Origin of the sequence: Lichenicola cladoniae (genome assembly GCF_013201075.1) — a bacterium.
GTDB lineage: Bacteria > Pseudomonadota > Alphaproteobacteria > Acetobacterales > Acetobacteraceae > Lichenicola > Lichenicola cladoniae.
In genome coordinates, this window is record NZ_CP053708.1 from 2982934 (window position 1) to 3009671 (window position 26738).

26 protein-coding genes and 1 riboswitch are annotated in these 26738 nt (G+C 64.7%); of the genes, 10 read left to right on the forward strand and 16 right to left on the reverse strand.

Annotated elements, in window-relative coordinates:
- The first annotated feature begins 91 nt into the window (after nucleotides 1–91).
- Entirely contained in the window at nucleotides 92–1162 is a 1071-nt protein-coding gene (locus HN018_RS13590; protein WP_171836659.1) for a glycoside hydrolase family 5 protein, read from the forward strand.
- A gap of 139 nt (nucleotides 1163–1301) precedes the next feature.
- On the opposite strand, the gene HN018_RS13595 is transcribed toward HN018_RS13590, so the two are convergent.
- Complete coding sequence (locus HN018_RS13595; RefSeq protein ID WP_204259530.1) at nucleotides 1302–2669, reverse strand: UDP-glucose dehydrogenase family protein; 1368 nt, start codon at nucleotides 2667–2669, stop codon at nucleotides 1302–1304.
- Nucleotides 2670–2727: 58 nt separating this feature from the next.
- Complete coding sequence (locus HN018_RS13600; RefSeq protein ID WP_171836660.1) at nucleotides 2728–3954, reverse strand: cellulase family glycosylhydrolase; 1227 nt, start codon at nucleotides 3952–3954, stop codon at nucleotides 2728–2730.
- A 348-nt stretch (nucleotides 3955–4302) separates the two neighbouring features.
- On the opposite strand from HN018_RS13600, the gene HN018_RS13605 reads away from it, so the two are divergent.
- Nucleotides 4303–4911 carry a phosphatase PAP2 family protein gene (locus tag HN018_RS13605; RefSeq protein ID WP_171836661.1) on the forward strand — a complete coding sequence of 203 codons (609 nt, stop codon included), beginning with the start codon at nucleotides 4303–4305 and terminating at the stop codon, nucleotides 4909–4911.
- A gap of 274 nt (nucleotides 4912–5185) precedes the next feature.
- On the opposite strand, the gene HN018_RS13610 is transcribed toward HN018_RS13605, so the two are convergent.
- Genes HN018_RS13610 through HN018_RS28670 form a run of 3 tightly spaced genes read right to left on the reverse strand, consistent with a single transcriptional unit; the run spans nucleotide 5186 to nucleotide 8459 of the window.
- Nucleotides 5186–6151: a glycosyltransferase family 2 protein gene (locus HN018_RS13610; protein ID WP_171836662.1), complete on the reverse strand. Its 966-nt coding sequence runs from the start codon at nucleotides 6149–6151 to the stop codon at nucleotides 5186–5188.
- Nucleotides 6148–7350 (reverse strand): glycosyltransferase, encoded by a 1203-nt coding sequence (locus HN018_RS13615; RefSeq protein WP_239479305.1) that lies wholly within the window; start codon nucleotides 7348–7350, stop codon nucleotides 6148–6150. Before HN018_RS13615 ends, HN018_RS13610 begins: the two co-directional genes overlap by 4 nt.
- Nucleotides 7351–7352: 2 nt before the next feature.
- Complete coding sequence (locus tag HN018_RS28670; protein WP_239478659.1) at nucleotides 7353–8459, reverse strand: GumK N-terminal domain-containing glycosyltransferase; 1107 nt, start codon at nucleotides 8457–8459, stop codon at nucleotides 7353–7355.
- Nucleotides 8460–9286: 827 nt separating this feature from the next.
- On the opposite strand from HN018_RS28670, the gene HN018_RS13620 reads away from it, so the two are divergent.
- Both HN018_RS13620 and HN018_RS13625 read left to right on the forward strand, forming a co-directional pair.
- A complete protein-coding gene (locus tag HN018_RS13620) occupies nucleotides 9287–10579 on the forward strand; it encodes a polysaccharide polymerase (RefSeq protein WP_204259531.1) in 1293 nt (430 codons plus the stop codon).
- On the forward strand, nucleotides 10576–11583 hold the full coding sequence (locus tag HN018_RS13625; RefSeq protein ID WP_171836664.1) for a glycoside hydrolase family 5 protein: 1008 nt from the start codon (nucleotides 10576–10578) through the stop codon (nucleotides 11581–11583). Before HN018_RS13620 ends, HN018_RS13625 begins: the two co-directional genes overlap by 4 nt.
- A gap of 40 nt (nucleotides 11584–11623) precedes the next feature.
- Here HN018_RS13625 and HN018_RS13630 read toward each other — a convergent pair whose 3' ends face one another.
- Together HN018_RS13630 and HN018_RS13635 are read right to left on the reverse strand one after the other, a co-directional pair.
- Entirely contained in the window at nucleotides 11624–11815 is a 192-nt protein-coding gene (locus HN018_RS13630) for a hypothetical protein (protein WP_171836665.1), read from the reverse strand.
- A gap of 442 nt (nucleotides 11816–12257) precedes the next feature.
- The gene (locus HN018_RS13635; RefSeq protein ID WP_171836666.1) at nucleotides 12258–13742 is read right to left on the reverse strand and encodes a SulP family inorganic anion transporter; all 1485 of its coding nucleotides are present in this window, start codon (nucleotides 13740–13742) and stop codon (nucleotides 12258–12260) included.
- A gap of 157 nt (nucleotides 13743–13899) precedes the next feature.
- Here HN018_RS13635 and murA point away from each other — a divergent pair, with 157 nt between their 5' ends.
- From murA to HN018_RS13660, 5 genes are read left to right on the forward strand one after another with little or no spacing between them, the layout of a single operon-like run.
- Entirely contained in the window at nucleotides 13900–15246 is a 1347-nt protein-coding gene (gene murA, locus HN018_RS13640) for a UDP-N-acetylglucosamine 1-carboxyvinyltransferase (protein ID WP_171836667.1), read from the forward strand.
- Between the two features lie 31 nt (nucleotides 15247–15277).
- Nucleotides 15278–16417, forward strand: coding sequence for an MlaE family ABC transporter permease (locus HN018_RS13645; protein WP_171836668.1), 1140 nt, complete (start codon nucleotides 15278–15280; stop codon nucleotides 16415–16417).
- Between the two features lie 5 nt (nucleotides 16418–16422).
- On the forward strand, nucleotides 16423–17232 hold the full coding sequence (locus tag HN018_RS13650; protein WP_171836669.1) for an ABC transporter ATP-binding protein: 810 nt from the start codon (nucleotides 16423–16425) through the stop codon (nucleotides 17230–17232).
- Nucleotides 17222–18190, forward strand: a complete 969-nt coding sequence (locus tag HN018_RS13655; RefSeq protein ID WP_171836670.1) for an MlaD family protein — start codon at nucleotides 17222–17224, stop codon at nucleotides 18188–18190. Before HN018_RS13650 ends, HN018_RS13655 begins: the two co-directional genes overlap by 11 nt.
- The gene (locus tag HN018_RS13660) at nucleotides 18187–18753 is read left to right on the forward strand and encodes a PqiC family protein (protein ID WP_171836671.1); all 567 of its coding nucleotides are present in this window, start codon (nucleotides 18187–18189) and stop codon (nucleotides 18751–18753) included. The genes HN018_RS13655 and HN018_RS13660 overlap by 4 nt, the downstream gene beginning before the upstream one ends.
- Here HN018_RS13660 and HN018_RS13665 read toward each other — a convergent pair.
- The 9 genes from HN018_RS13665 to HN018_RS13705 form a co-directional block, all read right to left on the reverse strand.
- Nucleotides 18750–19517: a CbtA family protein gene (locus tag HN018_RS13665; RefSeq protein WP_171836672.1), complete on the reverse strand. Its 768-nt coding sequence runs from the start codon at nucleotides 19515–19517 to the stop codon at nucleotides 18750–18752. The two genes, HN018_RS13660 and HN018_RS13665, sit on opposite strands and share 4 nt — an antisense overlap.
- Before the next feature lie 12 nt (nucleotides 19518–19529).
- On the reverse strand, nucleotides 19530–19739 hold the full coding sequence (locus tag HN018_RS13670; RefSeq protein ID WP_171836673.1) for a CbtB domain-containing protein: 210 nt from the start codon (nucleotides 19737–19739) through the stop codon (nucleotides 19530–19532).
- Between the two features lie 15 nt (nucleotides 19740–19754).
- A riboswitch (adenosylcobalamin (AdoCbl) riboswitch) is annotated at nucleotides 19755–19895 on the reverse strand.
- Nucleotides 19896–19909: 14 nt separating this feature from the next.
- Entirely contained in the window at nucleotides 19910–20356 is a 447-nt protein-coding gene (locus HN018_RS13675) for a type II toxin-antitoxin system VapC family toxin (RefSeq protein WP_171836674.1), read from the reverse strand.
- 3 nt (nucleotides 20357–20359) lie between these two features.
- A complete protein-coding gene (locus HN018_RS13680) occupies nucleotides 20360–20620 on the reverse strand; it encodes a type II toxin-antitoxin system prevent-host-death family antitoxin (RefSeq protein ID WP_239479306.1) in 261 nt (86 codons plus the stop codon).
- 154 nt (nucleotides 20621–20774) lie between these two features.
- Nucleotides 20775–22367 (reverse strand): chaperonin GroEL, encoded by a 1593-nt coding sequence (gene groL, locus HN018_RS13685; RefSeq protein WP_171836676.1) that lies wholly within the window; start codon nucleotides 22365–22367, stop codon nucleotides 20775–20777.
- Between the two features lie 163 nt (nucleotides 22368–22530).
- Complete coding sequence (locus HN018_RS13690; protein ID WP_171836677.1) at nucleotides 22531–22668, reverse strand: hypothetical protein; 138 nt, start codon at nucleotides 22666–22668, stop codon at nucleotides 22531–22533.
- A 69-nt stretch (nucleotides 22669–22737) separates the two neighbouring features.
- On the reverse strand, nucleotides 22738–23052 hold the full coding sequence (locus HN018_RS13695) for a DUF1488 family protein (RefSeq protein WP_171836678.1): 315 nt from the start codon (nucleotides 23050–23052) through the stop codon (nucleotides 22738–22740).
- Between the two features lie 174 nt (nucleotides 23053–23226).
- On the reverse strand, nucleotides 23227–24627 hold the full coding sequence (gene gorA / locus HN018_RS13700) for a glutathione-disulfide reductase (RefSeq protein ID WP_171836679.1): 1401 nt from the start codon (nucleotides 24625–24627) through the stop codon (nucleotides 23227–23229).
- Nucleotides 24628–24802: 175 nt separating this feature from the next.
- Nucleotides 24803–25633 (reverse strand): ferredoxin--NADP reductase, encoded by an 831-nt coding sequence (locus HN018_RS13705; RefSeq protein ID WP_171836680.1) that lies wholly within the window; start codon nucleotides 25631–25633, stop codon nucleotides 24803–24805.
- 141 nt (nucleotides 25634–25774) lie between these two features.
- On the opposite strand from HN018_RS13705, the gene cobA reads away from it, so the two are divergent.
- Nucleotides 25775–26641 (forward strand): uroporphyrinogen-III C-methyltransferase, encoded by an 867-nt coding sequence (gene cobA, locus HN018_RS13710; RefSeq protein WP_239478661.1) that lies wholly within the window; start codon nucleotides 25775–25777, stop codon nucleotides 26639–26641.
- The last annotated feature ends 97 nt before the right edge of the window (nucleotides 26642–26738 follow it).

Here is a 26738-nt window from a genome sequence, read left to right on the forward strand (position 1 = left end):
CGCCGAAATAAACGGCAGATTTCTATCGTTATTAAATGATTAATCTTGTTTTCACGTGGCCGCTCAATGTAGAAGCGTTCATCACCGCCGCGTGATCGGTGCCGAAAGAAGATTGAGAATTTTCATGATGAATCTGAGAACAAGTTTGATTATCGGAACATGTCTCGGCGTAATGGGCGTCTCATCGGCGCATGCCGCGACACCGACGATGTCGGCAGGCGTCAACCTCTCCGGCCTTGAATTCAACTCGAGCGTGCTGCCAGGCGTGGTCAATCACAATTACGTCGCGCCGTCCGACGGTGAACTTGCCTACTACCAGAGCAAGGGCGTGATGATGATCAGGCTGCCGGTCCTCTGGGCTCGCCTGCAGCCCAATCTCCTGGCGTCGAGCCCGAGCACCACCCTGGATCCTGCTTACCTGGGCCTCGTGAAGAAGATCCTCGCGCAGGCTGCCGCCCGCAACATGCAAGTCATTGTAGACATTCACAATTATGGTGGTTATGCCACTCATAAGATCGGCGACGGAACCGTCACTCAGGCACAGTTCGCCCAATTCTGGCAGATCCTCGCGTCCGCGCTGCAGGGCTCGCCAGGCCTGGGCGGTTACGACCTGATGAACGAGCCGAGCAACATGCCGTCACCCGATGTCTGGCCGAGCGCCGCCCAGGCCGCGGTCACAGCGATCCGGACGGTCGATAATGCCTCATACATCTTCGTCGAAGGCAACAATTGGGCTTCAGCCGGTAGCTGGACATCCAACAACGCCAACCTGACCATGAACGATCCTCAGTCCCGGATTATCTACGAGGCTCATGTCTATGGCGACCGCGATTCAAGCGGCACGCATTTCGACTGGACGACCGAGGCGTCCTACGGAGTCACCGTCAACACTCTGGCTCAGCGGATCGGTGTCTTCTCGAACTGGTGCCAGGTGAAAAGCCGCATGTGCATCATCGGTGAGATCGGCGTCGGAAACAACGATGCCAACTGGAACACGCAACTCGTCAATGGGCTGGCTGCGATGCAATCGGGTGGCCTACTTGGGTTTACCTACTGGGCGGGCGGTCCGTGGTGGGGCAATTATGCAATGAGCGTAGAGCCTGCCAACGGGGTCGATGCAAAGCAGATGCCGGCGATCGCCAAGTACAAAAGCAGCCTCTAAGGTCTCCCATGTTTGATCACGACGGGATCACCCTTCTAACGATCCGGCGTGATCGCCACGCGGTCGCCGATATCGACCGATGTCGCTCGAGTGTCGTTGTCCTGTTTCCGGGATCGACACCGCGCCAGACGCCCAAATTTCAGGCTGCAGCAGTGCCACGCTCCAGTTCGATACGACGCTCCGGTCGTCCGACGCTGCTATAGTCGAAGCCCGCCCGAGCCATCGAACTCGGCTCCCAGATATTCCGAAGATCCACCACGACCTTGCCGGTCATCAGGTCGCGGTGCCGGTCGGGAGAGATCGCCCGGAACTCGTTCCATTCGGTCAACACAAGGACAGCGTTCGCGCCGGTGGCTGCATCGATGGCGTCTGTGCAATACGTGATGTCATGCTTTGGCAGGAGCGGCCGGGCCGCCGTCATGCCAGCCGGATCGAACGCACGAACAAGCGCGCCATTCTCGATCAGACGATGAATGATCGGGATCGACGGCGCGTCACGCATGTCATCGGTTCCGGGCTTGAAGGTCAGGCCGAACACCGCGATCGTCTTGCCGCGCACGCTGCCGCCGCAGGCCGACATGATGCGGGCGCCCATGCTGGCCTTGCGTGCATCGTTCACCTGCACCGTCGCCTCGACCAGGCGTGACGAGGCACCGGCCTCCTGGGCGATCCGCATCAGCGCCAGCGTGTCCTTGGGGAAGCACGACCCGCCATAACCGGGGCCGGCATGCAGGAACTTGCGTCCGATACGGTGGTCCATGCCGATGCCGCGTGCGAGCTCGTGCACGTCCGCACCGACGCGCTCGCACAGGTCCGCCATCTCGTTGATGAAGCTGATCTTCATCGCCAGGAACGAGTTGGCCGCGTACTTGATCAGTTCCGAGCTTTCCAGGCTGGTAAACAGGATCGGCGCCTCGATCACATATAGCGGCCGGTACAGGCGCCTCATGATCTCCTGCGCGCGTTCCGTCCCCCCGGGCTGGTCGGTGTCGGTGCCGATCACCACCCGGTCCGGCTTCATGAAGTCGCCGATCGCGTTGCCTTCGCGCAGGAACTCCGGGTTGGAAGCGACATCGAACGCGAGGTCCGGGCGCAGGCGCCGAACCGTCTCGGCGATGCGGCGGCCCGTCCCGACCGGTACCGTCGACTTGGTGACGATGACCGCGTAGCCGGTCATGGCGCGCGCGACCTGCTCGGCGGCGGCGAACACATAGGTCAGGTCGGCATGGCCGTCACCGTTGCGAGGTGGCGTACCGACCGCAATGAAAATCGCGTCCGCCCCGGCAACGGCGGCCGCCACGTCGTTCCCGAAGGAGAGCCGGCCAGCCTCGATGTTCTCGCTGACGAGCTTGTCGAGACCAGGTTCGTAGATCGGGATCTCGCCCTTCCGCAGCGTCGCCAGACGACCGGGATGGGTTTCAACGACCGCGACCTCGGTGCCGAACTCCGCGAAGCAGGCGGCGGACACGAGGCCGACATAGCCGCCACCAATCATCGCGATACGCATCAGCTATTCATCCCCAACCCTGTCCGTCCATGAACAAACGCGAGTGGAACGAACAAGATCAATGACAAGCACCGTTAATCACATCATCTTTCCCAGGTATCCGAACGTGAAACGTTATATTACCGTTGTTACTGCCGGCAAAAGCATCGTCACTATTACGGCGATCTTTCCAGGTCGACCCGACGAGATAGATACGAGCGGCGTTCGAGGCATTGGACTGATGCACCACGACCTGCATCACGTGGCATCCAGGCGGCAAGGTCCCCATCACCGGCACCGCCTGAGGTCCCTGTAGCCGGCTGGCCTGGACATGCGCGTCGTCTGCGACAGCCCGACCGTCCAGCCTGATCGTCACCACCACCTCCGGCACATCGGGATCGGTCGCCAGGTAGACCTGCTCGGGCGCGATCTGGTGTTCGAGCACCGCCATCTGCGGCCGCATGACATGGTCGATCGGATCGAGCCGCATCGGGTAGTTCGGCTTCCACCAGGGTCCGGCGCCCCACAGGGCCACACCCCAGAACACATCAGGCGCGGCTGCCACCTGCGAAAACATATTCGCCAGCGCAGTAACGCCGATGGGCGACGCGGGTCCGCCGGTCTCGCCGAGGAAGATGCGGATATGGCTCTGCCGGGACCACGCGATCGCGCCCGCTAGCCGTGAGACGCCGATATCCGGCGACAGGACCGCCTGCCGGTAGGTCCCGGTTCCATCCGGATCGAGATAGGAGTGCAGCTCGAGGACCCAGTTCCTCTGCAGATCCACGATACCATCCGGAAACGGCCTGGCCGGGCTTATGTCGGATGCGGCACTCCAGTGCGCGTGCGGAACGAGCACCGTACCGTGGAAGCCGGACTGGCGGATCGCTGCGATCGCGTCGTTCCAGATCGGGATGTAGGCCGGATCGCCGCCTGCATGGGGTTCATTCATCAGACCCAGGGCGACATGGCCGTCGCCGGCGAACGCCTGCCCGAGCCTGCGCATGAGATCGACGTAGTCGGCGCGCCCGCTCTGGTCCGTCAGGATGTCGCGCGGGTGTCCATCCTTGTTCATGTAGCCGTAGCCGTGCGGATCGACCACGGTAATGGCGCCTGCCGCCGTATCCGCTGCGACGATCCCGCGGAGCTCCTGCAACACCGCGACGTTCAGCTCGTGACCGGGATCGGGAACCAGCCGGTCGATCTGTACCGGCACACGAACGAGTTGAACGCCATGTTGCAGATAGTACGCAGGATCCGGCACCGCATAGTTCGTCTGAGCTTTCATACCCCGACCGAATTCCATGCCGCTATCGTTGATGCCCCATAGGATGCCTCGGTCCGCCGAAGCAAAAGCTGCAGGCCGCGCCAGGATCAGGCCGATGGCCGTCGCAGCAACGACGCGCGCTGCGAGACGCGGGATCGCCGCGTGGACCGATCTTGTCGATCCTGCATGGTGTGTATGCGTGGAGTGCTCCGACTTTTTCGTCCTCATTCGCCTGGTCATGTTCAAAGATGGCGGACCGTAGTGGCCGGGACAGCCGAAGGAAAGCGCTTTCACAATCGTTCCGCATGCGTGATGCAGCGTTGTCGCGGCATGGTGTCTCGCCGTGTATTGTTGAGCGAGCAGAGTGGTCCGGGACGATTTGAATAGATGAACGCTACATTCGAGGTGATCCAGTGGTTCACCGACTTCGGGGACCAGGCGATCGTGCTCCCGACGTCGGTTTTCGTCCTGCTCTTCCTGCTCCTGAGCCGTTGCTGGAAAACAGCACTTGCCTGGGCAATCTCCATGGGAGGAGTCCTGGCACTCATGCTGCTCCTGAAGCTTGGGATCGGTGCATGCGGGCCCGCTCTCGGGGCTGGCGCGCTGGATAGCCCAAGCGGTCATACCGCCAGTGCCACGATGCTCTATGGCGGCATCGCGGCGATCCTGTTCCCGAGGCTGGGCTCCAGGGTGCGGTTCATGTTGGCGATCAGTGTGGCGCTGCTGTTCGGCGCATCACGCGTCATCCTGCACGATCACAGCGTGATCGAGGTCGTGATCGGTGGCCTCGTCGGCCTGGGCGGGCTTGCCATCTTCATGCGCCTTAGGGGACCGGGGCCGTCCCGCCTCCCCCGTGTCTGGATCATGCTGGTGCTGGCCGGCATCACCCTGCTCGAGCACGGTCACCGGATGACGATCGAACATCGCATCCACTCGTTCGCGACGTTGCGGCTGCGGGCGCTCATCTGCCCAAGCCAGCCACATATCGGTCTCTGAACGGCGAGCTCCAGACCTGGGGGCTATCTTGAGGCGCTCAAGTGTCGCCGTTCCTCGGGTAGCGCTTGCCGCTTCGGGCCTGAGCTTCCGTTTGGGACCACTGGATGGGTGCTACCCCCCTGCTGCAGAGACCGGGCAACCGGCTCGCCTCTCGATGCCCTCACCCGGATCATCGGTTCGCTACTGAATGCCGAAGACGGTTCCGACCATGATACCGAAAGTTCGGCAAGAGGCTGGGTATCCCGCCTGCCTACCAGGATGTCCAGCCACCGCATCAGACGCGAAGTCGTCGCCGGAGTGCGGTGCCGATCTGGCGCAGCATGCGCGGCAGGAAGGCCGGATCGTTCAGGCAACGCCGAACGATCTGCCCGATCTTCCCCCCATGCAACGCCTTCGAGACGAAATCCGCGTCGTCGAGGCGCGCAAGCCCATGGGCCCTGATCCGGAACAACTCGACCAGCTCCGGATCCGATTTTAACCGCTCGTCGCGGCTCATCTCCAGGGCGGCGTCCTTCAGGGTGCCGTAGGCAACGGTGGTGCGCGTCATGCCGGAGGCGCGTCCGCTGACCGCGCCCTGACGCTGCGTGTAGAGATAGAGAGGCCGGTTCAGGATCCTGAACGTCAGGCCGGCCATCAGCAGCTCGACCGCAAGCTGGAAATCCTCGCCGTGACGGACCTCGGGGTTATAGAACAACCCGTTATCGATCAGCGCCTGCCGACGGAACAGCGGCTTCAGCAGACCCCAGTCGAAGCTCTTTCCGTCCGCCCGGTTGTGCTCCAGGAAGTCCCGCAAGCCGATCGGCCGGTCGGGAATGATGGCGTCATCGGCTAGCCCGGTGCCGGTGACCTGCCCGGCCTGCGCGTCGTAGAACGCCAGGTTGTCGGTCACCACGTCCGCCTGCGTCGCAATGGCGAAAGGCACCAGTTCGGCCAGCCGTTCCGGCGCGAAGGCATCGTCGGCATCCAGGATCGCAAGCCATCGGCTGGTTGCGAGCCTGATCCCCGCGTTGCGGGCAGCGGACGGCCCGCCGTTGCGGGGCATAAGGACCACCCGCACCCGGGGATCCTCGCCCGCGATGCGGTCCAGGATCGCCCGCGTATCGTCGGTCGAGCAATCATCGACGATAATGATCTCGTCGGCTGGACACGTCTGGGCCTGCGCCGACGTGATCGCACGGATCATGAAGGCTTCGGCATTGAAGGTCGGGATAATGATGGCGACGCTGTCGATACCGTTCACGACGCAGTCCCGGATGCGAGATCGTAAACGCGTTCCAGCCGCGCAGTACACTTCAAGAGGTCGTGCTCCGCGGCGATGAAACCGGGAGCCGCCTCGGACATGCGCGTCGCAAGCACATCGTCGGTGAGCACGTCCGACAGGTACTGGGTCATGGCGGCAACGTCGCGCTCGGGAAACGCGAGCCCGGTCTCGCCGTCGCGTATGCCTTCCTCGGCGCCACCGCGCGCGGAGGTCACCACCGGCACGCCGCTGGCCTGGGCCTCCAGGATCACCAGCGGCAATCCTTCGGCATCGCCACTCTCGGCCGTGATGCTGGGCAGGCAGAAGACCCGAGCCTGCTGCATGAGCGCCCGGACCTCATCGTGCGACACGCTGCCGGCGAAACGCACGCCGTCGAGGCCGGCGGCCTGGGCCTCGAGGTCGGCACGCAGGGGCCCGTCCCCGGCAACGACCAGCTGGCAACCCGGTATCTGGCGCCGGAGCGTCTTGAAGGACTCGATCAGAAAGCTGCAGCCCTTCTTCTCGACGAGGCGGCCCAGGAACAGGATCATCGGTTGTCGCTTTGCGATCGGCAGGCCGCCCGGCGCGAACCCGCCGGTGTTCACGCCGATCCGCTCCACGAAGATCCTCTCCGACGGAAGTCCGGCATCCAGCGCGGCGCGGCGGATGTTCTCCGAGATGGCGACGAAACTGACCCTGCGCTCCTTGGCGAGCCGGGCAAGGCGCGACGGGTAGGCGGCCCAGCGTCGCCCGGCCCGGCCTGAGGTGAACCATTCCATGGTCGTGGTGATGTCCGACCCGTGCAGCGTGACCAGGAGCGGCAGCCCGAGCCGCTGCGCAATTGGCCAGGCCTCGACCCCGTCGAAGCCGAAATGGGCGTGGATCAGCTTAGGCGCCGCGCGCCGGACCAGGGCGACCATCGATGGCGACGGGCGATCGAGCCGGCGCCACGCCAGGCTCGCGACGCGTTGGGCCACGGTTGCCGGGCCGGAATGGCAGGTCGAGACGGCGAGACCGGACAGCGGCAATGCGTTTATCTGCCGCTCGCCGACCAGGATGGGCTGCCAGCGTCGGAGCGCCAGTGCCTGATCGCGAACGAAAGTCTCGGAGAGCGGGAGCACCTCCGTCCGGTAGATCGCAACCACGGAACGAGCCGCGCCCGCATCGGTCGCGACACGGGGACCGTCGCTCGGGGGCACGGTCAAAGCCTTGTATCCGGGTAGGCCTGTGGTTCGAGAATCCGCTCCACGACTTCCGCCCAGGAGCACGATGCGTCGACGATCGGCGCCTGGTTTGCCAGTGCGGCGGTAATGGCCTCGCGGATCGATTCTGCATTGCCGGGCACATAGCCGAAGCGGCCCGGTTCGGCACCGAGAGCGAAATTCGGGCATACCGCGGGAATGCCGAACAGCCCGAACTGGCGCAGCTTGAGCGATGTGTCGATCAGGTAGCGCGGGGTTTCCGCGTCGCGATACGGCGCGATGCCGAATGCGGCGTGTTGCAGGTAGCCAAGTGTTTCCACGAATGCCAGTTCCGGATGCACAATGATGTTGTTGCGGGCAAGCGATGCGGCAGACTTGCCTGCGCCAATCACATGGAAGTCGATATCGGGAAACTGAGATGCGGCGGTTGTGAAGAACGACGCATCGAACAGCATCGATCCGACCGACACGGCTGCAGTCCGTCCCTTGTATGGGTTCGGATAGCTCTTCGAGGCCATGTCGCGATCGATGCCATGCGGAACGAAAATGGAACTTCTGGTGTGTGGCATGCCGCTGGCGAGGAAGCGCGAGGGCAGCCTCACCGTGTCGATCTTGTCGAAGTTTCGAGCGAAATCCCGTTTGATGGTCGACGCGCAGTCCACGACCTCCAGATCATCCGACGCGAGATAGACGATCCGTGCGGCCGGGTTGATCCGCTTGACGTCGGCAATGAAAATGGCGGCGAGCCCGGACTCGATGAACACTATGTCGGCTTCCCGTATCCAGCGCCGCGGGACGGAGGGCAGCAGGAGCCTGTAGAGCCTGAACAGGGCCGATTCCGGCACCGCAAGCTGCGCGCGGCGCATGTTGAACGGGTGCCAGGCCTTCTTCCAGAGGTAGCAGTCGACGCCCTCATGCCGTTCCACGCGGTTCGCGCGATCTGCCAGATTGGCGCGCGTGTCGCCCCGACGCATCGAAAGGCGGGACAGGCCGATCGAGAAAAAGCGCGTGGGCCCCCGATGCGCGAGCTCACCTGTGATGAAGTGGACACTCGCTTTGCGGAGGCTGCGGAAATCATGAACTGAAATGACTAGGGAATTGAGCATGGAATGGTGCCGTTACCCTTCATCAGTATATCCCGCAACCGTATTGCCGGCGTTGTCGTCCACTCTTCACAGTACGAGCATAGCCGAAAATCTCTACCATGACGACACACCCCGGAGCGGCTGTGCTCACGACCTGTTCATCGGACAGGCAATCGCTTTGACCGGCTTCCCGCAGCAGATTCTGGGACCGTTTGGTTCCCGGACAAAATGATCGTCGTCTCCTACCGTTATTCTAACGATATTGCCTACACACCTTAGTCGTTCTGGCAGTCAGACAGGTTCAGTAAATCGTATCTCTCTCCCGCTCGGAACACGATCATCCGGCACCAATGGCTGTCCAGCTCTTTTGTAACGAGTGAAAACCTGCGTCTGAAGCAAAGTCCAGGCACCGGTTAAGCTACGATCACGCCGGATTTGCGAATATAGGCACCGTCCGAGGTGGTGCAGGCGTTCCGGAGCTGGCATCGAGCCGTGTGCCGCGGCCGATACGCCCGGAGCCCGGCGCAGGAGCCTGTTTTTCATGGGCAAACGCTCGTGCAGCGTGTATTTGCTGCACCTGCAATGGGCCACCGGGACGCCTACTCCTTGCTACCGCCAGCAGCGCGGGCGCGTCCGGGCCCGCTTTCGCTCAACCAGCCATGGCAGTCATGATCACGTTATCCGGTCCCACTCACCGTCTTCTGGAGGTTAAACTGTCTCATCGCATGCGGCCTGACCGGCGGACCTACTCCATCGCGATGTCGACAGACCTGAAGCCGGCGGGCAAGGATCGGACCGGGTGCGAGATGCCGGAATGCGAACCCGACATTGCGAACAGGAGAGGGTGAATGCGCGCCAGCCCGGCAAGATCATCCCCACGGGGAAAGCGCCTGGACATTGGTTCCTGGCTGATCATCGCATCGATGATGTTCAACATGGCTCTGTGCTTCATCAAGACGCGTGGCTGGGCGCATATCGGGAGCCTGCCGATCATCGCCACCGAGCTGCTGATCATGCTGGTCGGGCTCCTGGTCATCCGCAAGGACGTGGCGCTGTGGGTCAAGCAGCTCATCGTCATGAGCGTAGTGTTCATGATCGGCATGAAGCTGATCAATTCCGAGGTGAACCTTAAAATCCTACATGATCTTGGGATCATGTATATTTTCTACAAGCTCGGCAGGATGGCGACCCCACGCCAGGCCAGTTACCTGGCCTGGACATTGATGGTGATCGTTCTTGCAGTCGGGTTCTTCGAACTGTTGTTCACACCGACATTCGGCCAGATCTTCGACGTGTGGTCCTACTATGTGGACAAGGGCGTCATCGCACCCGGCACCGTAAATTACAGCGGCACCAACCTGTATCTCAGCGGCGATCGCGGTGCGTTGTCCCGCACCTTCTTCCCGACGCTGCTCGGATCGCATCGGGTCTCGTCGATCTTTCTCGAGCCGGACTCGCTCGGCAACTATGCAGCCATCATGTTTGCATGGTCCATCACCACGAGCATCGGATCGCGACGGAGCAGAGGCTGGATGCTGGCCCTATCCTTGTTGTGCGTCGTTATCGCGGATAGCCGCTTCGCCGGCGGATGCTGCACCGCCATGCTGCTCGTGCGCCTGACGCCACTGGTACGGTCTCGCATCGCCGTTTTCGTGCTGCCGATCGCGGTGATGGTGTTGATGACCGTCGTCGGGTCGCTGAACGAGCTGACGGGGGTCCTTCCGGCCATCATGAGCGACAACCTTTCGGGACGCCTCCTGTTCTCGAGCCGGCTCCTGAACTATTGGCACCTGCCGCAATGGTTCGCGATATTGCCGTCGCAGGTTTATACCGCCGACACCGGGTATGCGTATGTCGTGAACAACATGGGCCTCCCGCTGACCCTGCTGTTCCTGGGCCTGTTCGCCTATAATCGATCGCTGCGCCGCGAAGCGACCACCATGAAGGTCATGATTGCCGTCTACCTGTCGACGTCCCTGTGCATCGGTGCATCGATCTTCACGATCAAAACCGCGGCACTGCTGTGGTTCCTGTATGGCGTAGCCAACTGCCCTGCGACGCAGGCCGTTAAGGCGCGTGCCCGGGCCATGCCAAGCCTGCAACGGTTTGCCCGCCCGGCCATCGAGGGCAGTCTCGCATGAGGCGGCTCGCAACCCTGGTAGGATCGGCTGTCATCGTGCTGTGCGCCCTCGGCCCGTCACGCGGCCAGGCACAGGATCTCAAGGGCGTGAACCTGGCAGGCGCCGGCTTCGCATCGTCCAAGGTGCCCGGGATCTACGGCAGGGACTACCTCTATCCGAAGACGGACGAGGTCGCTTACTTCACGCAGAAGGGCATGAACGTCTTCCGGATTTCGGTGCTCTGGGAGCGCCTGCAGCCCAAGCTGCTCGGTCCACTCGATGCCAAGGAACTGACGCGCCTCGCCGACCTGATCCAGACGGTACGCCAGCACGGCGCCTCTACCATCATCGACATCCATGATTACGGACGCTATCGCAGCATCCCGATCGGCACCGGAAACGTGCCCATCGAAGGCTTCACGAATCTCTGGACCAGGCTGGCGCAGCGCTTCGGCCACGATGACAGCGTCCTGTTCGGTCTCATGAACGAGCCGCAGATCCCGGATCCGCTCCGCTGGAAGGACATCCAGCAGCAGGCGATCGACGGCATCCGGCACGCCGGATCGAACAACCGCATTCTGGTCTCGGGGGTGGGCTGGGACGGGGCCCATAACTTCGCTTCCCTCAACGGAGATGCGCTGGCCGGGTTGAAGGACCCGCGCCACCGCATAGTGTTCGAGGTGCACCAGTATTTCGACCACGACTCGTCGGGAACCAAGGATGTCTGTGTCAGCCCCGACGAAGCGGTCGCGCGACTGACCTCCATGACGGAGTGGCTACGCACCCACCACGCCAAGGGACTCCTGGGCGAATTCGGCGTGAGCCGCCGGCCGGAGTGCGTCGCGGTTTTGGACCACGTCGTCGCGTATATGAAGGCAAATTCCAGCGAATGGCTCGGGTGGACCTATTGGGCCGCCGGACCGCTGTGGGGCAACTACATGTTCACCCTGGAGCCGGATCACGGAGTCGATCGCCCCCAGATGACCGCGCTCCTGCCCTATCTCCACGCGCCAGGCGCGAGATAAACTCGCCTCGGGATCGCCAAGGCGAGTGTGCCTATCAGACCTAGTTGAAGACCCGCATTCCGAGCCAGATGAGTCCGCCCCAGACAGGGACGACTGCAGCGAAGCCGACCACGATGCCGCGAAAGAACCCGTTGGTCGCACCTGTCGTCGTGGCAACCGGAACTTTGCGTTCCGAAGCCATCGTTGCAGCGCCGAAAGTGGCGAGGTGATTGCCGACAAGTACACGGTTCATGGGCGTTCGTCCGGAATATCGCTTTGCCGAATTGATACATGGCTCGACTGCCAACGCTGCTCCGGACTTTTCCTAGGTTCGGACGCGCAACTTCATCTTGATCCTCCTGAGGCCCAAGTCAAGAAACGCTTTTGAACAATCTTGATTGTGTGCACTGCACCATTACTCGAAATTGAGACGGAATCGGAAACCGTTTCAATACCGATGCTAGAAATGGAAATAAGTAGCCAATCGTTTACTTCCATTAATACTTGTAAGTACGAAATCATCGTGGCACTCGGCACTGCCACTGCATGAAGATGTTGAGGGCCGTTGTTCGCGGATTGAAGTATTGTGTCACCAAAGCTTATTTTGGCTCCGACTCTGGATGCTTGACACATCCATACGTTGCGTGGTCGCGCGGTAGCCAAGGCGGCCCGAAACAACGGATTTCGCTTACCTGCTATGCAAGATCCAGTGCGGCTCCGCCGTGCCGCTCGACCATGCCGGCGCTGGCCTCGTTCATCCCGACCAGTTCGACGTGCAGGCCGTGGCGCTGCATCTTGGTGACGACCGACTCGAGAGCGCCGACTGCGGTGATGTCCCACAGATGCGCCTGCCGCAGGTCGATCCGCACCGCCCGCACGGTATCGCGCAGGTCGAAGCGATCGGCGAACATGTCGGCCGATGCGAAGAACACCTGGCCACGGACCGTATACAAGCGGGTATCGGTATCCGCGTCGTAGGCAATCTCGACGGCCATCAGCCGCATCACCTTGAACGCGAAGAAAACACCGCTGAGCAGGACCCCCACCACCACGCCGATCGCGAGATCCGAGGTCACCACGACCACAGCGACGGTGACCAGCATCACCATGCTGGAGGTCTTCGGATGGACCACCAGATCGCGCAGCGACCCCCACGAGAAGGTGCTGATCGACACCATGATCATGATGGCGACCAGGGCGGCCACCGGGACCTGCGCCACCCAGGGCCGCAGCACCACCATCAGGAGCAACAGGAACGCCCCCGCCACGAAGGTCGAGAGCCGTCCCCGTCCGCCGTAACGCACGTTGCCCACCGTCTGGCCGATCATCCCGCAACCGGCGATGCCGCCGAACAGGCCTGCCGCCACGTTGGCAATGCCGAGACCGGTGCATTCGCGCCGCTTGTCGCTGTTGGTCTCGGTAAGATCGTCGACGACGCTCGCCGTCATCATGGATTCGAGCAGGCCCACCACCGCCATCGCCAGCGCGTACGGCGCGATGATGCCAAGCGTCGCCAGGGTCGGCGGCAGCGATGGCCAGTGCAGCATCGGCAGCGAGGACGGAAGCCGGCCGAGATCGGCCACCGTGCGCAGGGGCATCGGCAGCAGCACGGACACCAGTGTCAGCACGACTACGCAGATCAACGGTGACGGGATCGCGGTGAACAGGCGGGGTACCAGGTAGATCAGCGCCACGCCGGCCGCGATCATCACGTCGTTCTGCCAGCCGAACTGCGCGCCGAACCCCCAGTCCGGCCCGACGATCTGCGGCAACTGGGCCGAGAAGATCAGGATCGCCAGCGCGTTGACGAAGCCGGTCCGCACCGAGCGGGACACGAACCGCATCAGCACGTCGAGCCGGAGCAGCCCGAACAGGATCTGGATCAGCCCGGCCAGCAGGGTGGCTGCGAGCAGGTACTCCAGGCCATGACCGCGCACCAGCGCCGCCGCCACCAGCGCCACCGAGCCGGCGGCACCCGAGATCATCGCCGGGCGCCCACCGGTTATGGCGATCACCGTGCCGATCACGAACGAGGCAAATAGCCCCACTTCCGGATCCACGCCGGCCACGAACGAGAAAGCGATCACCTCGGGGATCAGGGCGAAGGTACCGACCATCCCGGCCAGTACGTCACCCCGTACGTTGCCAAGCCAGTCAGTGCGCAAGCGTGTAAAATTCATGCCTGATCATCCCGGCAGGCGGCACGCGCGGCAACCCGCCGATTGGCCAGTACGATCACCGAGCAGTGAGAATCACCGAGCTTTATCGAGTTCCGGACGTATCGGGGGCCCAAGTTTTCGCTATCCTGCCGCAACGCCATGGGAAAGCCGGCACGCCATGACCTCGTTCCAATCCGCACCGGCCCGTATCCTGTCCGAGGCATCGCCCTGGTGGCAGCCGGACCCGAACCACCTGCTGTCGATCGAGGGCGGGCGTCCGCTGTCCGGCCGCTATCCGATCAGCGGCGCCAAGAACGCGGTGCTGCCGCTGATGGTCTCCGCCCTGCTGACCCCGCATCTGGTGACGCTGCAGAACGTTCCGCGCAGCCTCGACGTGGCCGTGCTCGGGGCGCTGCTGCACCGGCTCGGCGTCGGTGTGTCCTGGTCGGACGGTGACCCACGCGCCCCGCTCTCCCTCACCCTATGCGCCGATCGCGTGCATCCGGGCGAGATCGAGGCCGGGCTGGTCATGCGCATGCGTGCCTCGATCCTGCTGCTCGGCGCACTGCTGGCGCGTTGCGGCGAGGCCAGGATGCCGATGCCCGGCGGCGACTCGATCGGCCTGAGGACAGTGGATTTCCATCTGGCCGGCCTCAGGGCGATGGGCGCGGAGATCACCCTCGAGCATGGCATCATCGATGCCCGCGCACCGGACGGGCTGCATGGCGCCGAAATCCAGCTCGAATTCCCGTCGGTCGGCGCCACCCAGAACCTGCTGCTTGCCGCGGTCCTGGCCAACGGCACCTCCATCCTCGGCAACGTCGCACGCGAGCCCGAAGTGGTGGATCTGTGCACGTGCCTGATCGCCATGGGTGCCCGGATCGAGGGGATCGGCAGCTCGACCCTGGCCATCGAAGGCAGGCACGCGCTCGGCGGCGTACTGCACCGGGTGATGCCGGACCGGATCGAGCTCGGCACCATCGCCTGCGCCGCGGCCGCGACCGGTGGAGAAATCCTGCTCGAAGGCGGCACGCTCGGGCTGCTCGGGGTAGCCGCGCCGCTGCTCGAACAGGCCGGGGTCGGTCTGCGCGAGGTGCCGGGAGGCCTGGTCGCCGTGCGTGCGGCGGGCGGACTGGTCGGCATCGATGTCGTAACGCAGCCCTGGCCCGGCTTCGCGACAGACCTGCAGGCGCCGACAATGGCGTTGCTGTGCATCGCCGATGGCGCCGGGACGGTGACCGAGACCATCTTCGAAAGCCGCTTCCGCCATGTCGACGAACTCCGCCGCATGGGGGCGGTCATTACCGTACGTGGCCGTACTGCGCTGGTCCGCGGCGTCCCTGCCCTGGACGGCGCGTCCGTCATGGCAACGGACGTGCGGGCGGGTGCTGCGTTGGTCATCGCCGGCCTGACCGCGCGCGGGACCACTCTTATCGATGGCCTGGACCATATCGACCGGGGCTATGACGGTCTGGCGTACAAGCTGGCCGCCTGCGGCCCTCGCCTCAAGCGCTGCACCGGCTAGGAACCGGCTCCTGGCGAGTTCGCTCCGACCCATGCCACCGCCCGAGGACCCGCTCTGGCAGGTTCGCCTCGAGGGCGACGATGCGATCCTGGTGTTCGGTGGCGACTGGCGCCATGCGACCGACCTCGTGCCTGCGATGCAGGCGGCGGCGATCCGCCGCGCGATCGCGAATCCGCGGCGGTTGCGCTTCGAGGCGCAGGCGCTAGTCGCCTGGGACAGTCTGCTGGTCGCGACCCTCTGGCGACTGCGTGGGCTCCTGCAGGCCGACGGCACCATGCTGGACGAGGACGGACTGCCGCCTTCCGCGCGCCGGCTGCTGGCCCTCGCTGCCAGCACCACCGAACTCCCCGAGCCTCGCCGACCGCGGCCGAACCTGTTCGCGGTGATCGGCACGATCTGCCTGTCGGCCCTCGCCTCGGTGGGCGCCGGCACGATGCTCGCCGGCGACATTGTTCGCGGCCTGTTCAGCAGCGTCCTGCCGCGCAGCCGTCGCACCCGCATGCAGGGCGCCGACCTGCTGGATGCGGTGCAGCGGGCCGGTCCCAGCGCGCTGCCGATCGTCGGCGTGGTGAACTTCCTGCTCGGCGCGATCCTGGCCTTCATCGGCGCGGTTCAGCTCAGGCGGTTTGCCGCCGAGATCTTCGTCAGCAACCTGGTCGGGCTGGCCCTGGTGCGGGAATTGGCGGCGGTGATGACCGCGATCGTGCTGGCCGGCCGCACCGGTGGCGCCAACGCCGCGCGCCTGGCCACCATGCAGGGCAACGAGGAAATCGATGCGCTGCGCGTGCTCGGCATCAGCGAACAGACGTACCTGGTGCTGCCGATGACGCTCTCGCTGATGCTGACCATGCCGTTGCTCTACCTATATGCCTGCCTGATCGGCATCGCCGGCGGCGCGCTGGTCGCGACGACCATGCTCGACCTGTCCCCCCTCGCCTTCGCGACGGCGGTGGCCCATGCGGTGCCGCTCGGCCAGTTCGTGTTCGGGCTGGTGAAAAGCATCGCCTTCGCCGCCCTGATCGGACTGGTGTCCTGCCAGATCGGCCTCAATGCCGGCCGCAGCGCGGCGGCGGTCGGCGAAGCCGCAACCCGCGCGGTGGTGGCTGGCATCGTCGGCGTCATCGCGCTCGACGCCCTGTTCGCGGTCGTTGCCAACATTTTTGGGTTCTGACCCGAATGATTGACGTGTCGTTCAAGATCGAGACACGCGGCCTGACCCTCGCCTTCGGGGACCGGGTGATCCAGCGCGACGTCGCGCTGCGGATCCGCCCGGGCTCGATCTTCGCACTGATGGGCGGCAGCGGCTGCGGCAAGAGCACGGTCATGAAGGGACTGTTTGGCCTGCTACGGCCGATTGCCGGCACGGTGCTGATCGATGGCGAGAGCTACTGGGACGCGAGCGACGACCGGCGCATCGAGATCAACCGCCGCTATGGGGTGCTGTTCCAGAGTGCGGCCCTGTGGAGTTCGCTCACCGTGGCGGAAAACGTCGCCCTGCCGCTCAAGCTGTTCACCCGGCAGAAGCCCGCCGCGATCGCCGACCTGGTGCGGCTCAAGCTGGCCCTGGTCGGCATGGAAGCGGCCGCCGACCTGATGCCGTCCGAGCTCAGCGGCGGCATGCGCAAGCGCGCCGGCCTGGCCCGCGCCCTCGCGCTTGATCCCGAGGTGCTGTTCTTCGACGAACCCTCGGCCGGCCTTGACCCGATCACCTCGCGGCGCCTGGACGATCTGATCCTGGAACTGCGCGGAGGTCTCGGCACCACCATCGTGCTGGTCAGCCACGAACTGCCCAGCCTGTTCGCAATCGCCGACGATGGTGCGTTCCTCGACGCGGAGACCCAAACCGTGATCGCGTCCGGCTCGCCCACCGAACTCCGTGACCATTGCGCTCATCCGACGGTGCAGGCCTTCATGCACCGGGAGCGCACATCTGAAAGCCGGACACCGATAATGCAATCGAACGGGGGTGATGCGGATGGCAGCTAGACAAACGCTGGTCGGACTGTTCGTGCTGGTCGGTCTGGCCCTTGGCATGGGCGTCATCCTGGTGTTCGGCCAGCTGCATCTGCTGACGCCGGTGGATCGCGCGGTCATCTATTTCCATGGCGGCGTCGGCGGGCTGGCCCCGGGCGCCCCGGTCACCTTCCGCGGCGTGCGCGTAGGCTCGGTCGGGACCATCTCGCTGCACGTGAACCCGGTCGACCTTGAGGCGCGGATCCCGGTCGTCATCCAGCTCGATCCCGGCCGCGTGGTGCTGGACCGGCCGGCCAGCGCGTCCGAGCGTCTCGACCTGGACCAGCTGGTCGCGGCCGGCCTTCGTGCCCAGCTCATCATGCAGAGTTTCGTCACCGGGCAGATGGCGGTCGATCTCGACATGAAGCCGAATTCCGGTGCGGTGTTCTCCGGCCTGAAAAGCAGCCTGATCGAGATCCCGACCGTGCAGTCCGACTTCGAGCGGCTGCGCGAGCAGATCCCGAAGCTGCCGTTGCGCGACCTCGCCGACAGCACCACCCGCACCCTGCACGCAATCGAGCATCTCGCGATCACGCTCGACACCAATCTGCCTCCGCTGATCGCCAGCCTGCAGGTCACCGCGGACGGGCTGCACGATACCGGGCCGATCATCAACCAGTCCGTGCTGTCCGTGCGCGACCAGGCGCTCAAGACGCTGCATGGCTACCAGGCCCTGTCGCTCCAGTTGCACGACCAGGTCGCCGGCCGCGGGCCGGAACTCAAGCGCCTGATCGCCACCGCCAACCAGGCGGCCGATAACGCGAAACAGCTCACCGTGACGATCAACGCCGTCGCCGGCGAGCGCTCCGAGGTTCGCCTCAATCTGGAAGCCAGCCTGCGCGACCTTGCCGCCGCCGCCGACAGCCTTCGCGGCATCGCCCGCGACGTCGAGAGCGACCCGTCTTTGGTCCTGCGAGGACGCAGCCGATGAAACCGACCGTGTCCCTGCTGCTCGCGTCACTCGCTCTCGCCGGCTGCGCAGCACCCGGCCTGCGGACCTACGTGCTGACCGGGCCGGAGTTCGCGACGGCCAGGCCGGCGGTCGAGGCGCTGTCCACGACAATCATCGAAGTGCGGCCGGTGCTGCTGCCCGACCATCTCGACAGCCGCGACATCCTGAGGCGCGTTGGCGCCAACGAACTCGTTGCCAGCCATAACGGACGCTGGGGTGACCGGCTTTCGGTGGGGATACGACTGGCGATTGCCGCCGACCTGCAGGCGCGGCTTCCGCAGGACTCGATCGTCACCACCTCGCCGATCCAGCCGGACTTCCGCAGGTTGAACCTGACCATCACCAGCTTCGAGCTGGATCAGGCCGGCACCCTTGCCGTGGATGCGAGCTGGAGCATCGAGACCACGAGACCACCCGCCATCCTGGCTCGTCGGCGAGCCCGGATCGTGGTGACGGGCGTCGCGATGGATGATCGTGCGCAGGTGGCTGCGATGAGCGGGCTGCTGGATCGGCTGGCTTCGGTGATTACGCCTGGGCTTTAGCGCGAGGAAGGCAAGGGGCGCTGCCCCTTGACCCTGCCAGAGGCGGAGGCTTTGGAAATGGGTGTCAGGGCGCGTTCGGCCAGGGCGCCGAAGCCGAGACCAAGCACCGCCCAGACCACGAGATTGGTGCCGATCGAGGCGAGGCGGAAATGCCACAAGGTGACCGCAACGAATGCTGCCGGCACCTCGTCGACAGGCGGCAGCACCAGCATCGTCACGATCATCGCGACAAGATAGACACCGACCCCGGCCAGAACCGCGTTCCAGCGCCCGAACTGTCCGGCCAGCTTTGTTGCGACGCGGACGCCGGCAATGGCCGCCACCACCGACAACGCGATCATCTCGAAATACAGCCCGGTCCGGAGCCCGATCGTCGCCGGATCACCCACTGACGGCGGATTGGCCGGATACTTGATCTGCGGCACCAGGATCAGCACCACCAGGCCCGCAAGTGCGACGATCGCGGCCGTCGCACGCGGGCTCAGCCGGATGATCCGTCCCTGCACGGTGGCAAAGACCAGCGAGAGAATGCCGCCGAGCGCGCAGCCATAGACCAGCATGCCGGTCAGCAACCCGATCGTGCTCTGCACCGCGCGGCTGACCAGTTCCGGTTCCGGAGCCTCGCCGGCCAGTTGCCGCACATGATCCTCGAACGCGATCGCCAGATCGATCTGCGTCTCGCCGAACAGCCAGGCGAACGCAAAACCGCACAGACCCGCGAGGATGCCGACCAGCATCCCCCGGATCAGGAGTTGCCGAACCACGATCCCGGCCGCTCAGTGGCAGGGAAAACCGAGCACGTGGCGGCCGTCATGCACGAACTCATGCACGTACATGCCCTTGATCAGCGATGTCGCACCCTGTTCGGCACCCACGAAATAGAGCGCCAGCAGGGCGATCAGGCCCGCGAAGATCGCCCATGGCAGGATCTCCCGGACCGGGATGACGATCGGTTCCGCTACCGGAATGGATGTGGTTGCACTCATGACGTCTCCTCGGGGAATCAACGCGTCCCGCTCGATTGCACAGTGTCCGGGAGAGGTCTGACTTCTGGGCGGCGATACAATGCCGTCCAGATACAGTGGCGCGACCGTGCCGGAATTACGCCGGCTTCCCATCTCGAACACGGCGAAACTCCGCGCTGACCCCGGGCATGTCAATCCGGTCCGGTCCAGGGATTAGCCAGGACCAGGCCTGCCCGCTCGAAGTCGGCAATGTTCCGGGTGACCACGCCCAGCCCATGCACCAAGGCGGTTGCTGCGATCAGGGCATCCGGCTGGGAATAGGTGTATCGGGCCTTCTGGCCATCCATCACCAGCCGCCGGCAGGTCATCAGCACGGCCTCGTCCGGCACCAGGACACGATCTCCGAACCAGATGCGAACGCCGTCGCGAAGCCATGCCTCGAGTTCGCCGCGAGACTGCAGATCCGCGACGCGCTCGATCCCGAAGCGGATCTCCACCACTGTCACCAGGCTCAGGAAGCAGGCAGCCGGGGGCACCGCCTCCGCCCAGGATCGGACCCCCGGGTCAGCATTGCCACCCTTGCGAAGTTCGGAGACGACATTGGTATCGAGCAGCCAGCCGCGCGGCCCATCAGCCACCGGTCAAAACTCCAGGGGCTCCCGGAACGAGGCGTGCTCCCGGACAGGCTTTTCGTCGAAGCTGTCCATCCTGGCGAACGGACTATCCCCGAACAGCGCAGCAAGGGTCGGCTTGGCGGCTACCGGCGCGAGATGGGCATAATCGGCCGCGGACAGCACGACGACGGCATCCTGTCCGCGCACGGTCACCCGTTGCGGACCACGCTCGCGCGCAAGCCGGACCAGTTCGCTGAAGCGGGACTTGGCGTCCTCGAGTTTCCACACCGGCAAGCCGGCTCCGGAAGCTGGATGCCTGTTCGATGACCGAGCCGACATAATCGCCCTCCTGACCAGACTAGTCAGATAAGTGATGCCAGCTCGATCTTCAAGCACGATCGACGGCCCGGAACCCCGGGCCGCCGGTCGTCATGGTCGGAAATCAGCCCTCGGGGTCGGGCGCGACTGCAACCATCGCCTCGGTGGTGATCAGCAGGCCGGCAACAGATGCCGCGTGCTGCAGGGCGGCGCGAACCACCTTGGTCGGGTCGATGATGCCAGCCGCGACGAGATCCTTGTACTCGCACAGGTTCGCATCGAAGCCCCAGTCCGGTGCATCATTGTCGAGCACATGGCCGGACACGACGGCACCATCCTCGCCGGCATTCTCGGCGATCTGGCGCAGCGGGGTGAGTGCCGCGCGGCGAACGATCTCGATGCCGAACTTCTGGTCCTTGTTGTCGGGAACCAGCGCCGCCAGCACCTTGGAGGCGCGGGCGAGTGCCACGCCACCGCCGGGAACGACGCCCTCTTCGACCGCGGCGCGGGTCGCATGCAGCGCGTCGTCGACGCGATCCTTGCGCTCCTTCACCTCGATCTCGCTGGCCCCGCCGACCCGGATGACCGCAACGCCACCGGCCAGCTTGGCCAGACGCTCCTGCAGCTTCTCACGGTCGTAATCGGAGGTGGTCTCCTCGATCTGGGCGCGAAGCTGGGCGCAACGGCCCTGGATCGCTTCCTTCTCGCCGGAACCGCCGATGATGGTGGTGGTGTCCTTCTCGATGACGATGCGGGTCGCCGTGCCGAGCATCTCCAGCGTGACGGTCTCGAGCTTGATGCCGAGTTCCTCGCTGATGACCTGGCCGCCGGTGAGGGTGCCGATGTCTTCCAGCATCGCCTTGCGACGATCGCCGAAGCCCGGTGCCTTCACGGCGGCGACCTGCAGGCCGCCGCGCAGCTTGTTGACGACCAGGGTCGCCAGCGCCTCGCCATCGACATCCTCGGCGATGATGAGCAGCGGACGGCCGGACTGCACGACCGCCTCGAGCAGCGGCAGCATCGGCTGCAGGCCGGACAGCTTCTTCTCGTGCAGCAGGATGTAAGGCTGCTCAAGCGTGACCAGCATGCGCTCGGTGTTGGTGACGAAGTACGGCGACAGGTAGCCGCGGTCGAACTGCATGCCCTCGACGACATCGAGCTCGGTGGCGATGCCCTTGGCTTCCTCGACGGTGATGACGCCTTCCTTGCCGACCTTCTCCATCGCTTCCGACAGCATCCGGCCGATCTCTTCCTCGCCGTTGGCCGACACGGTGCCGACCTGGGCGATCTCGGACTGGCTGGTGATCGGACGCGAGATGCGGGCGAGCTCGGTGACCAGGGCCTGGACCGCCTTGTCGACGCCGCGCTTCAGGTCCATCGGGTCGACGCCGGCGGCGACGGCCTTGCCGCCCTCGCGGACGATCGCCTGGGCCAGCACGACCGCGGTGGTGGTGCCGTCGCCGGCCAGGTCGTTGGTCTTCGAGGCCACTTCACGCACCATCTGCGCGCCCATGTTCTCGAACTTGTCCGACAGCTCGATTTCCTTGGCGACGGTGACGCCGTCCTTGGTGATGCGCGGTGCACCATAGCTCTTGTCGATCACCACGTTGCGGCCCTTGGGACCGAGTGTGACCTTCACCGCATCGGCGAGCAGGTCCACACCGCGCAACATGCGCAGGCGCGCCTCGCTACCGAAACGGACGTCTTTGGCTGCCATGGAGATATTCCTATTGGAAGAAGTGTCGGGCCCGCCAGCCGGACGATGAGACTGGCCGATGGGCTGGACCGTTCAGGATGATGGAAAAATCGGCCATCCAGGGGCCGGCAGATCCTCGGAAGCCCTTCCGGCACCGAGGATCGGTATCAGCCGAAAACCGCGATCAGTTTGGCTTGCGGGCAGTCTTGGTCGGCAAGGCGCTTTGCGGGCTGGAAAACTGCGATGCCGCGACGGCGACCGGCTTCTTGTTCGCCTTCGGTTTCTTGGCCTCGCGATTACCGCGATTCTGTTCCTTGGACATCAGTTGCTCCCGTCTGCATGTGTAACGGCGTCATCGGATGTCCGGCACGGACACCGAACCTGGAGGCATTCAGGCGCTTTGCGCGGCACCGGTCGGTGCGCGCCCGTCCTCGACGTCGTCCGCCCAGATGCTGACGAATCCGGAAACGGTCTCCGGCCTGATCCGAAACTTGTTTGCAGCGATTTCCTCGATACGAGCCCGCACCTCACCGAATCCGCGAAGCAGGTCGACCGGGGCAAACCGCCTGACGCCGCTGATGTCCTGGAGGGCGGACCTGGAAATCGCGCAATCCACGATCTCGCCGTCGACATCGATCTCGAACACGACGCGACTCCCGTCCCATCGTGGCTTGGCCAGCACCAGCTTCGGCTCGGGAGTAGTCATGGGAAGTATCCTTCCAAAGGAAGCGATATACAGCAAAATATTCGAAATTAATGCGGTAAATGCGATGTGGGGATCGACTGATTCGGCTTCTAGGCCGGTCACAGACGGAGCAGACCGATTTACTGGCTGACCCGTCTCATAACACTACTCTTTCCGCGCATGCGGCGCCACTGCTCAGATTGGCGCCAGCGCGGACGCGATCCGGGTGCGCACGCGCAGGGTGACGAACTCCTCCGCCGAGGTCGGATGGATGCCGATCGTACGGTCGAAATCCTCCTTGGTGAGACCTGCCGTCACGGCGATCGCCATGCCTTGCATCATCTCCGGCGCGTCCTCGCCGAGCATATGCACGCCGACTACCTTCCGGCTGGCCTGGTCGACCACCAGCTTCATCACGTGCTGCCGCTTGCGCCCACTCAGCGTGTGGCGCATCGGGGTGAAACGGGTGAGATAGATATCGGCCGGCCCGCGCTCGGCCGCCTCGTGCTCGGTCAGGCCGACGCTGGCGAGCGGCGGCGAGAAGAACACCGCTTTCGGCGTCGTATCGAACGACCATTCCCGGGTCGTGCCGGCGAACAGCCGGTCGGCCAGGATGTGCCCCTCGGCGATGGCTACCGGCGTCAGGTTCATCCGGTTGGTGACATCGCCGATCGCGAAAATCCCGGGTTCATCCGTCTCACTCCCACCATCCACCAGGATGCGTCCCTCCTCGGTGGTCCGCACGTCGGTGGTTTCGAGCCCGAGACCCGCGACGTTCGGCATCCGCCCGACCGCGAAGAACACCAGGTCGGTATCCCACTCCCGCCCGTCGGTTAGACTGACGCGCAGCGCGCCCTCATGGCGGCGGATCCGGTGCAGCAGCGTGCTCGGATGGGCGATGATGCCGCGCTCCCCGATCGCCTCGGCCAGGGCGGTGCGCATGTCCTCGTCGAAGCCGCGCAGGGGCAGCGTCTGGCGGTAGATCATCTGCACTTCGGACCCAAGCCCCGCGAAGATCCCGGCGAACTCGACGCCGATATAACCGCCGCCGACGATGGTGACCCGTTGTGGCCGTTCGGCCAGGTGGAACGCCTGGTCCGAATTGATGCCGAGCTCCTGCCCCTCGATATGCGGCTGCACGATCGGGGTGCTGCCGGTCGCGATCACGATCCGCTCGGCGGTGATGCGTCTCGGCTCGAAATGCGGATCGAGCGGCCCCGGCTCCAGGATCAGCGTATGCGCATCCTCGAACCGCGCGCGCCCCTCGAACAAGGTGACGCCGGCCCCCTGCAGCAGCTTCACATAGATGCCGTTGAGCCGGGTGATCTCGTGGTCCTTGGCGGCGATCAGCTTCGCCCAGTCATGCGTTCCCGGTTCCGCACTCCAGCCGAACCCGCGACCATCCACCGCATGCGCGCCGTATTCACTGGCCTGGACCATCATCTTCTTCGGCACGCACCCCAGATTGACGCAGGTCCCGCCCCAGTGCCGGCTCTCCGCCACCCCGACCCGAGCCCCATGCGCCGCCGACATCCGCGCACACCGAACCCCACCGGAGCCCCCTCCGATGACGAACAGATCAAAATCATACGCCATCAGGAAACGCTCCTAGACTCGAGTTGCCGTAGACGGTCGAGAATGCGCTGTGCCGAGTGAGAGCGAAGCGCCCGTCGTGGCTGTCGAGAACCGGAGCGGAGCGGCCTCCTGGCCGTGAGCACCGGAAGCGGAGACAGCCGCGTCGGCTCGCCGGCACAGTAGCATTATCGACCGTCTACCTTTGGGCGAAGGCTTTTTCTACGACGTATGCCCCCGGCTTGGCGTTGTTGCCCTCATCGAAGCCGCGGGCTTCCAGCAGCCTCTCGAGATCGGCCAGCATCGCCTCGCTGCCGCAGATCATCACGCGGTCATGCTCGGGATCGAGCGGCTCAATCCCGAGATCGGTGAAGATCTTGCCGCTCTCGATCAGGTCGGTGATGCGCCCGGTGGTCTGGTAGTCCTCGCGGGTCACGGTCGGATAGTAGCGCAGCTTCGCAGCTACCTCCTCGCCGAGGAACTCGTGCTTCGGCAGCTCGTGGCGGATGTGGTTGGCGTAGGCGAGCTCGCCGGAGATCCGGACGCCATGCGCCAGGATCACCTGGTCGAACCGCTCGTACACCGCCGGGTCCTTGATCAGCGCCATGAATGGCGCCAGGCCGGTGCCGGTGGCCAGCAGGTACAGGTTGCGGCCTGGACGGAGGTTGTCGACCAGCAGCGTGCCGGTCGGCTTGCGTCCGACCAGCACGGTATCGCCCGGCTGGATCTTGCAGAGCTGCGAGGTCAGCGGACCCTCCGGCACGGCGATGCTGAGGAACTCGAGCTGTTCCTCGTAGTTGGCGCTGGCGATGCTGTAGGCACGCAGCAGGGGCTTGCCGCCCAGTTCCAGGCCGATCATCGCGAATTGGCCATTCTCGAACCGCAGGCTCTGGTCACGTGTCGTGGTGAACGAGAACAACCGATCGGTCCAATGATGCACCGTCAGCACCGTCTCCGGGTTCAGGTGCGCATAGCTCCTGCTCGGGGGGGGCAGCGCAGACGATGATAGGCCGATGGCCATGTCGGACATTCCAAGCGAGCTCCAGGTTGTGTCGCAAGGCGTTGATCTATGGTCGAGACGGGCCACTTGCCAGCACAAAACGCTCATGGCAGGGGCCGGCATGACGATTGGGTTGCAGCGCAACATCGATGGGGCAGGCAGAGTTTCGGCATGACCGACCCGGATAACGGCGGAACCACAGGGTTCAGCACCAGCGACGCGGTCAACCGGCTGCTCGGCTCGCAATGCCCTGTCATGCATGAAGGTCACGTCTGGCTGGCCGGCGCCGGACCCGGCGATCGTGGCCACCTGACGCTCTACGCGCTCTGCGGCCTGATCCAGGCGGACATCATCGTCTACGACGCGCTGGTCGATCCCGGGGTGCTGGGCCTGGCCCGGCCAACGGCGGTGCTGGAATTCGCCGGCAAGCGCGGCGGGCGGCCGTCGATCCACCAGAGCGACATCTCGGCCCGGCTGGTCGCACTCGCTCGGGAGGGCCATCGCGTCCTCAGGCTCAAGGGCGGCGACCCGTACGTGTTCGGCCGCGGTGCCGAGGAAGCGCTGGTATTGGCACAAAACGGCATCCCGTTCCGGATCATACCCGGGCTGACCGCGGGACTCGCCGGGCTGGCGGCGGCCGGCATCCCGGCCACGATGCGCGGCGTGAACCAGGCGATCGTGCTCGCCACCGGCCATAGCGCCGAGGGCGAGGCGGATCCGGTGGCGGCCCTGGACTGGGCGGCGCTGGCCAGGCTCGGCCAGCCGATCGTGCTCTACATGTCGGTGCGCAATCTCGGGGTCATCGCCGGCCGGCTGATCGCCGGCGGCATGCGGGCGGACATGCCGGCCGCCGCCATCTCCCGTGCCGCGTCGCCCGAGCAGACGCTGCTGGTCGGGACCCTGGCCACCCTGCCCGACCTGCTCGACCGGCACCCGCTGCCTACGCCGGCGCTGATCGTGATCGGCGGCATCGTCGCGATGCGGGACGCGTTGGGCGGCCTCGCCGCGGATGCGATGGCGGTGCTGGAGACGTTCTAGCGGCCGAAAGCTGACGGTCGAGACCCAGGGGCAACGCCATTCACAACCTGAAGCAGACGATTCCCGCGTGTGTTCTCGAATTGAAAGACAAGACACG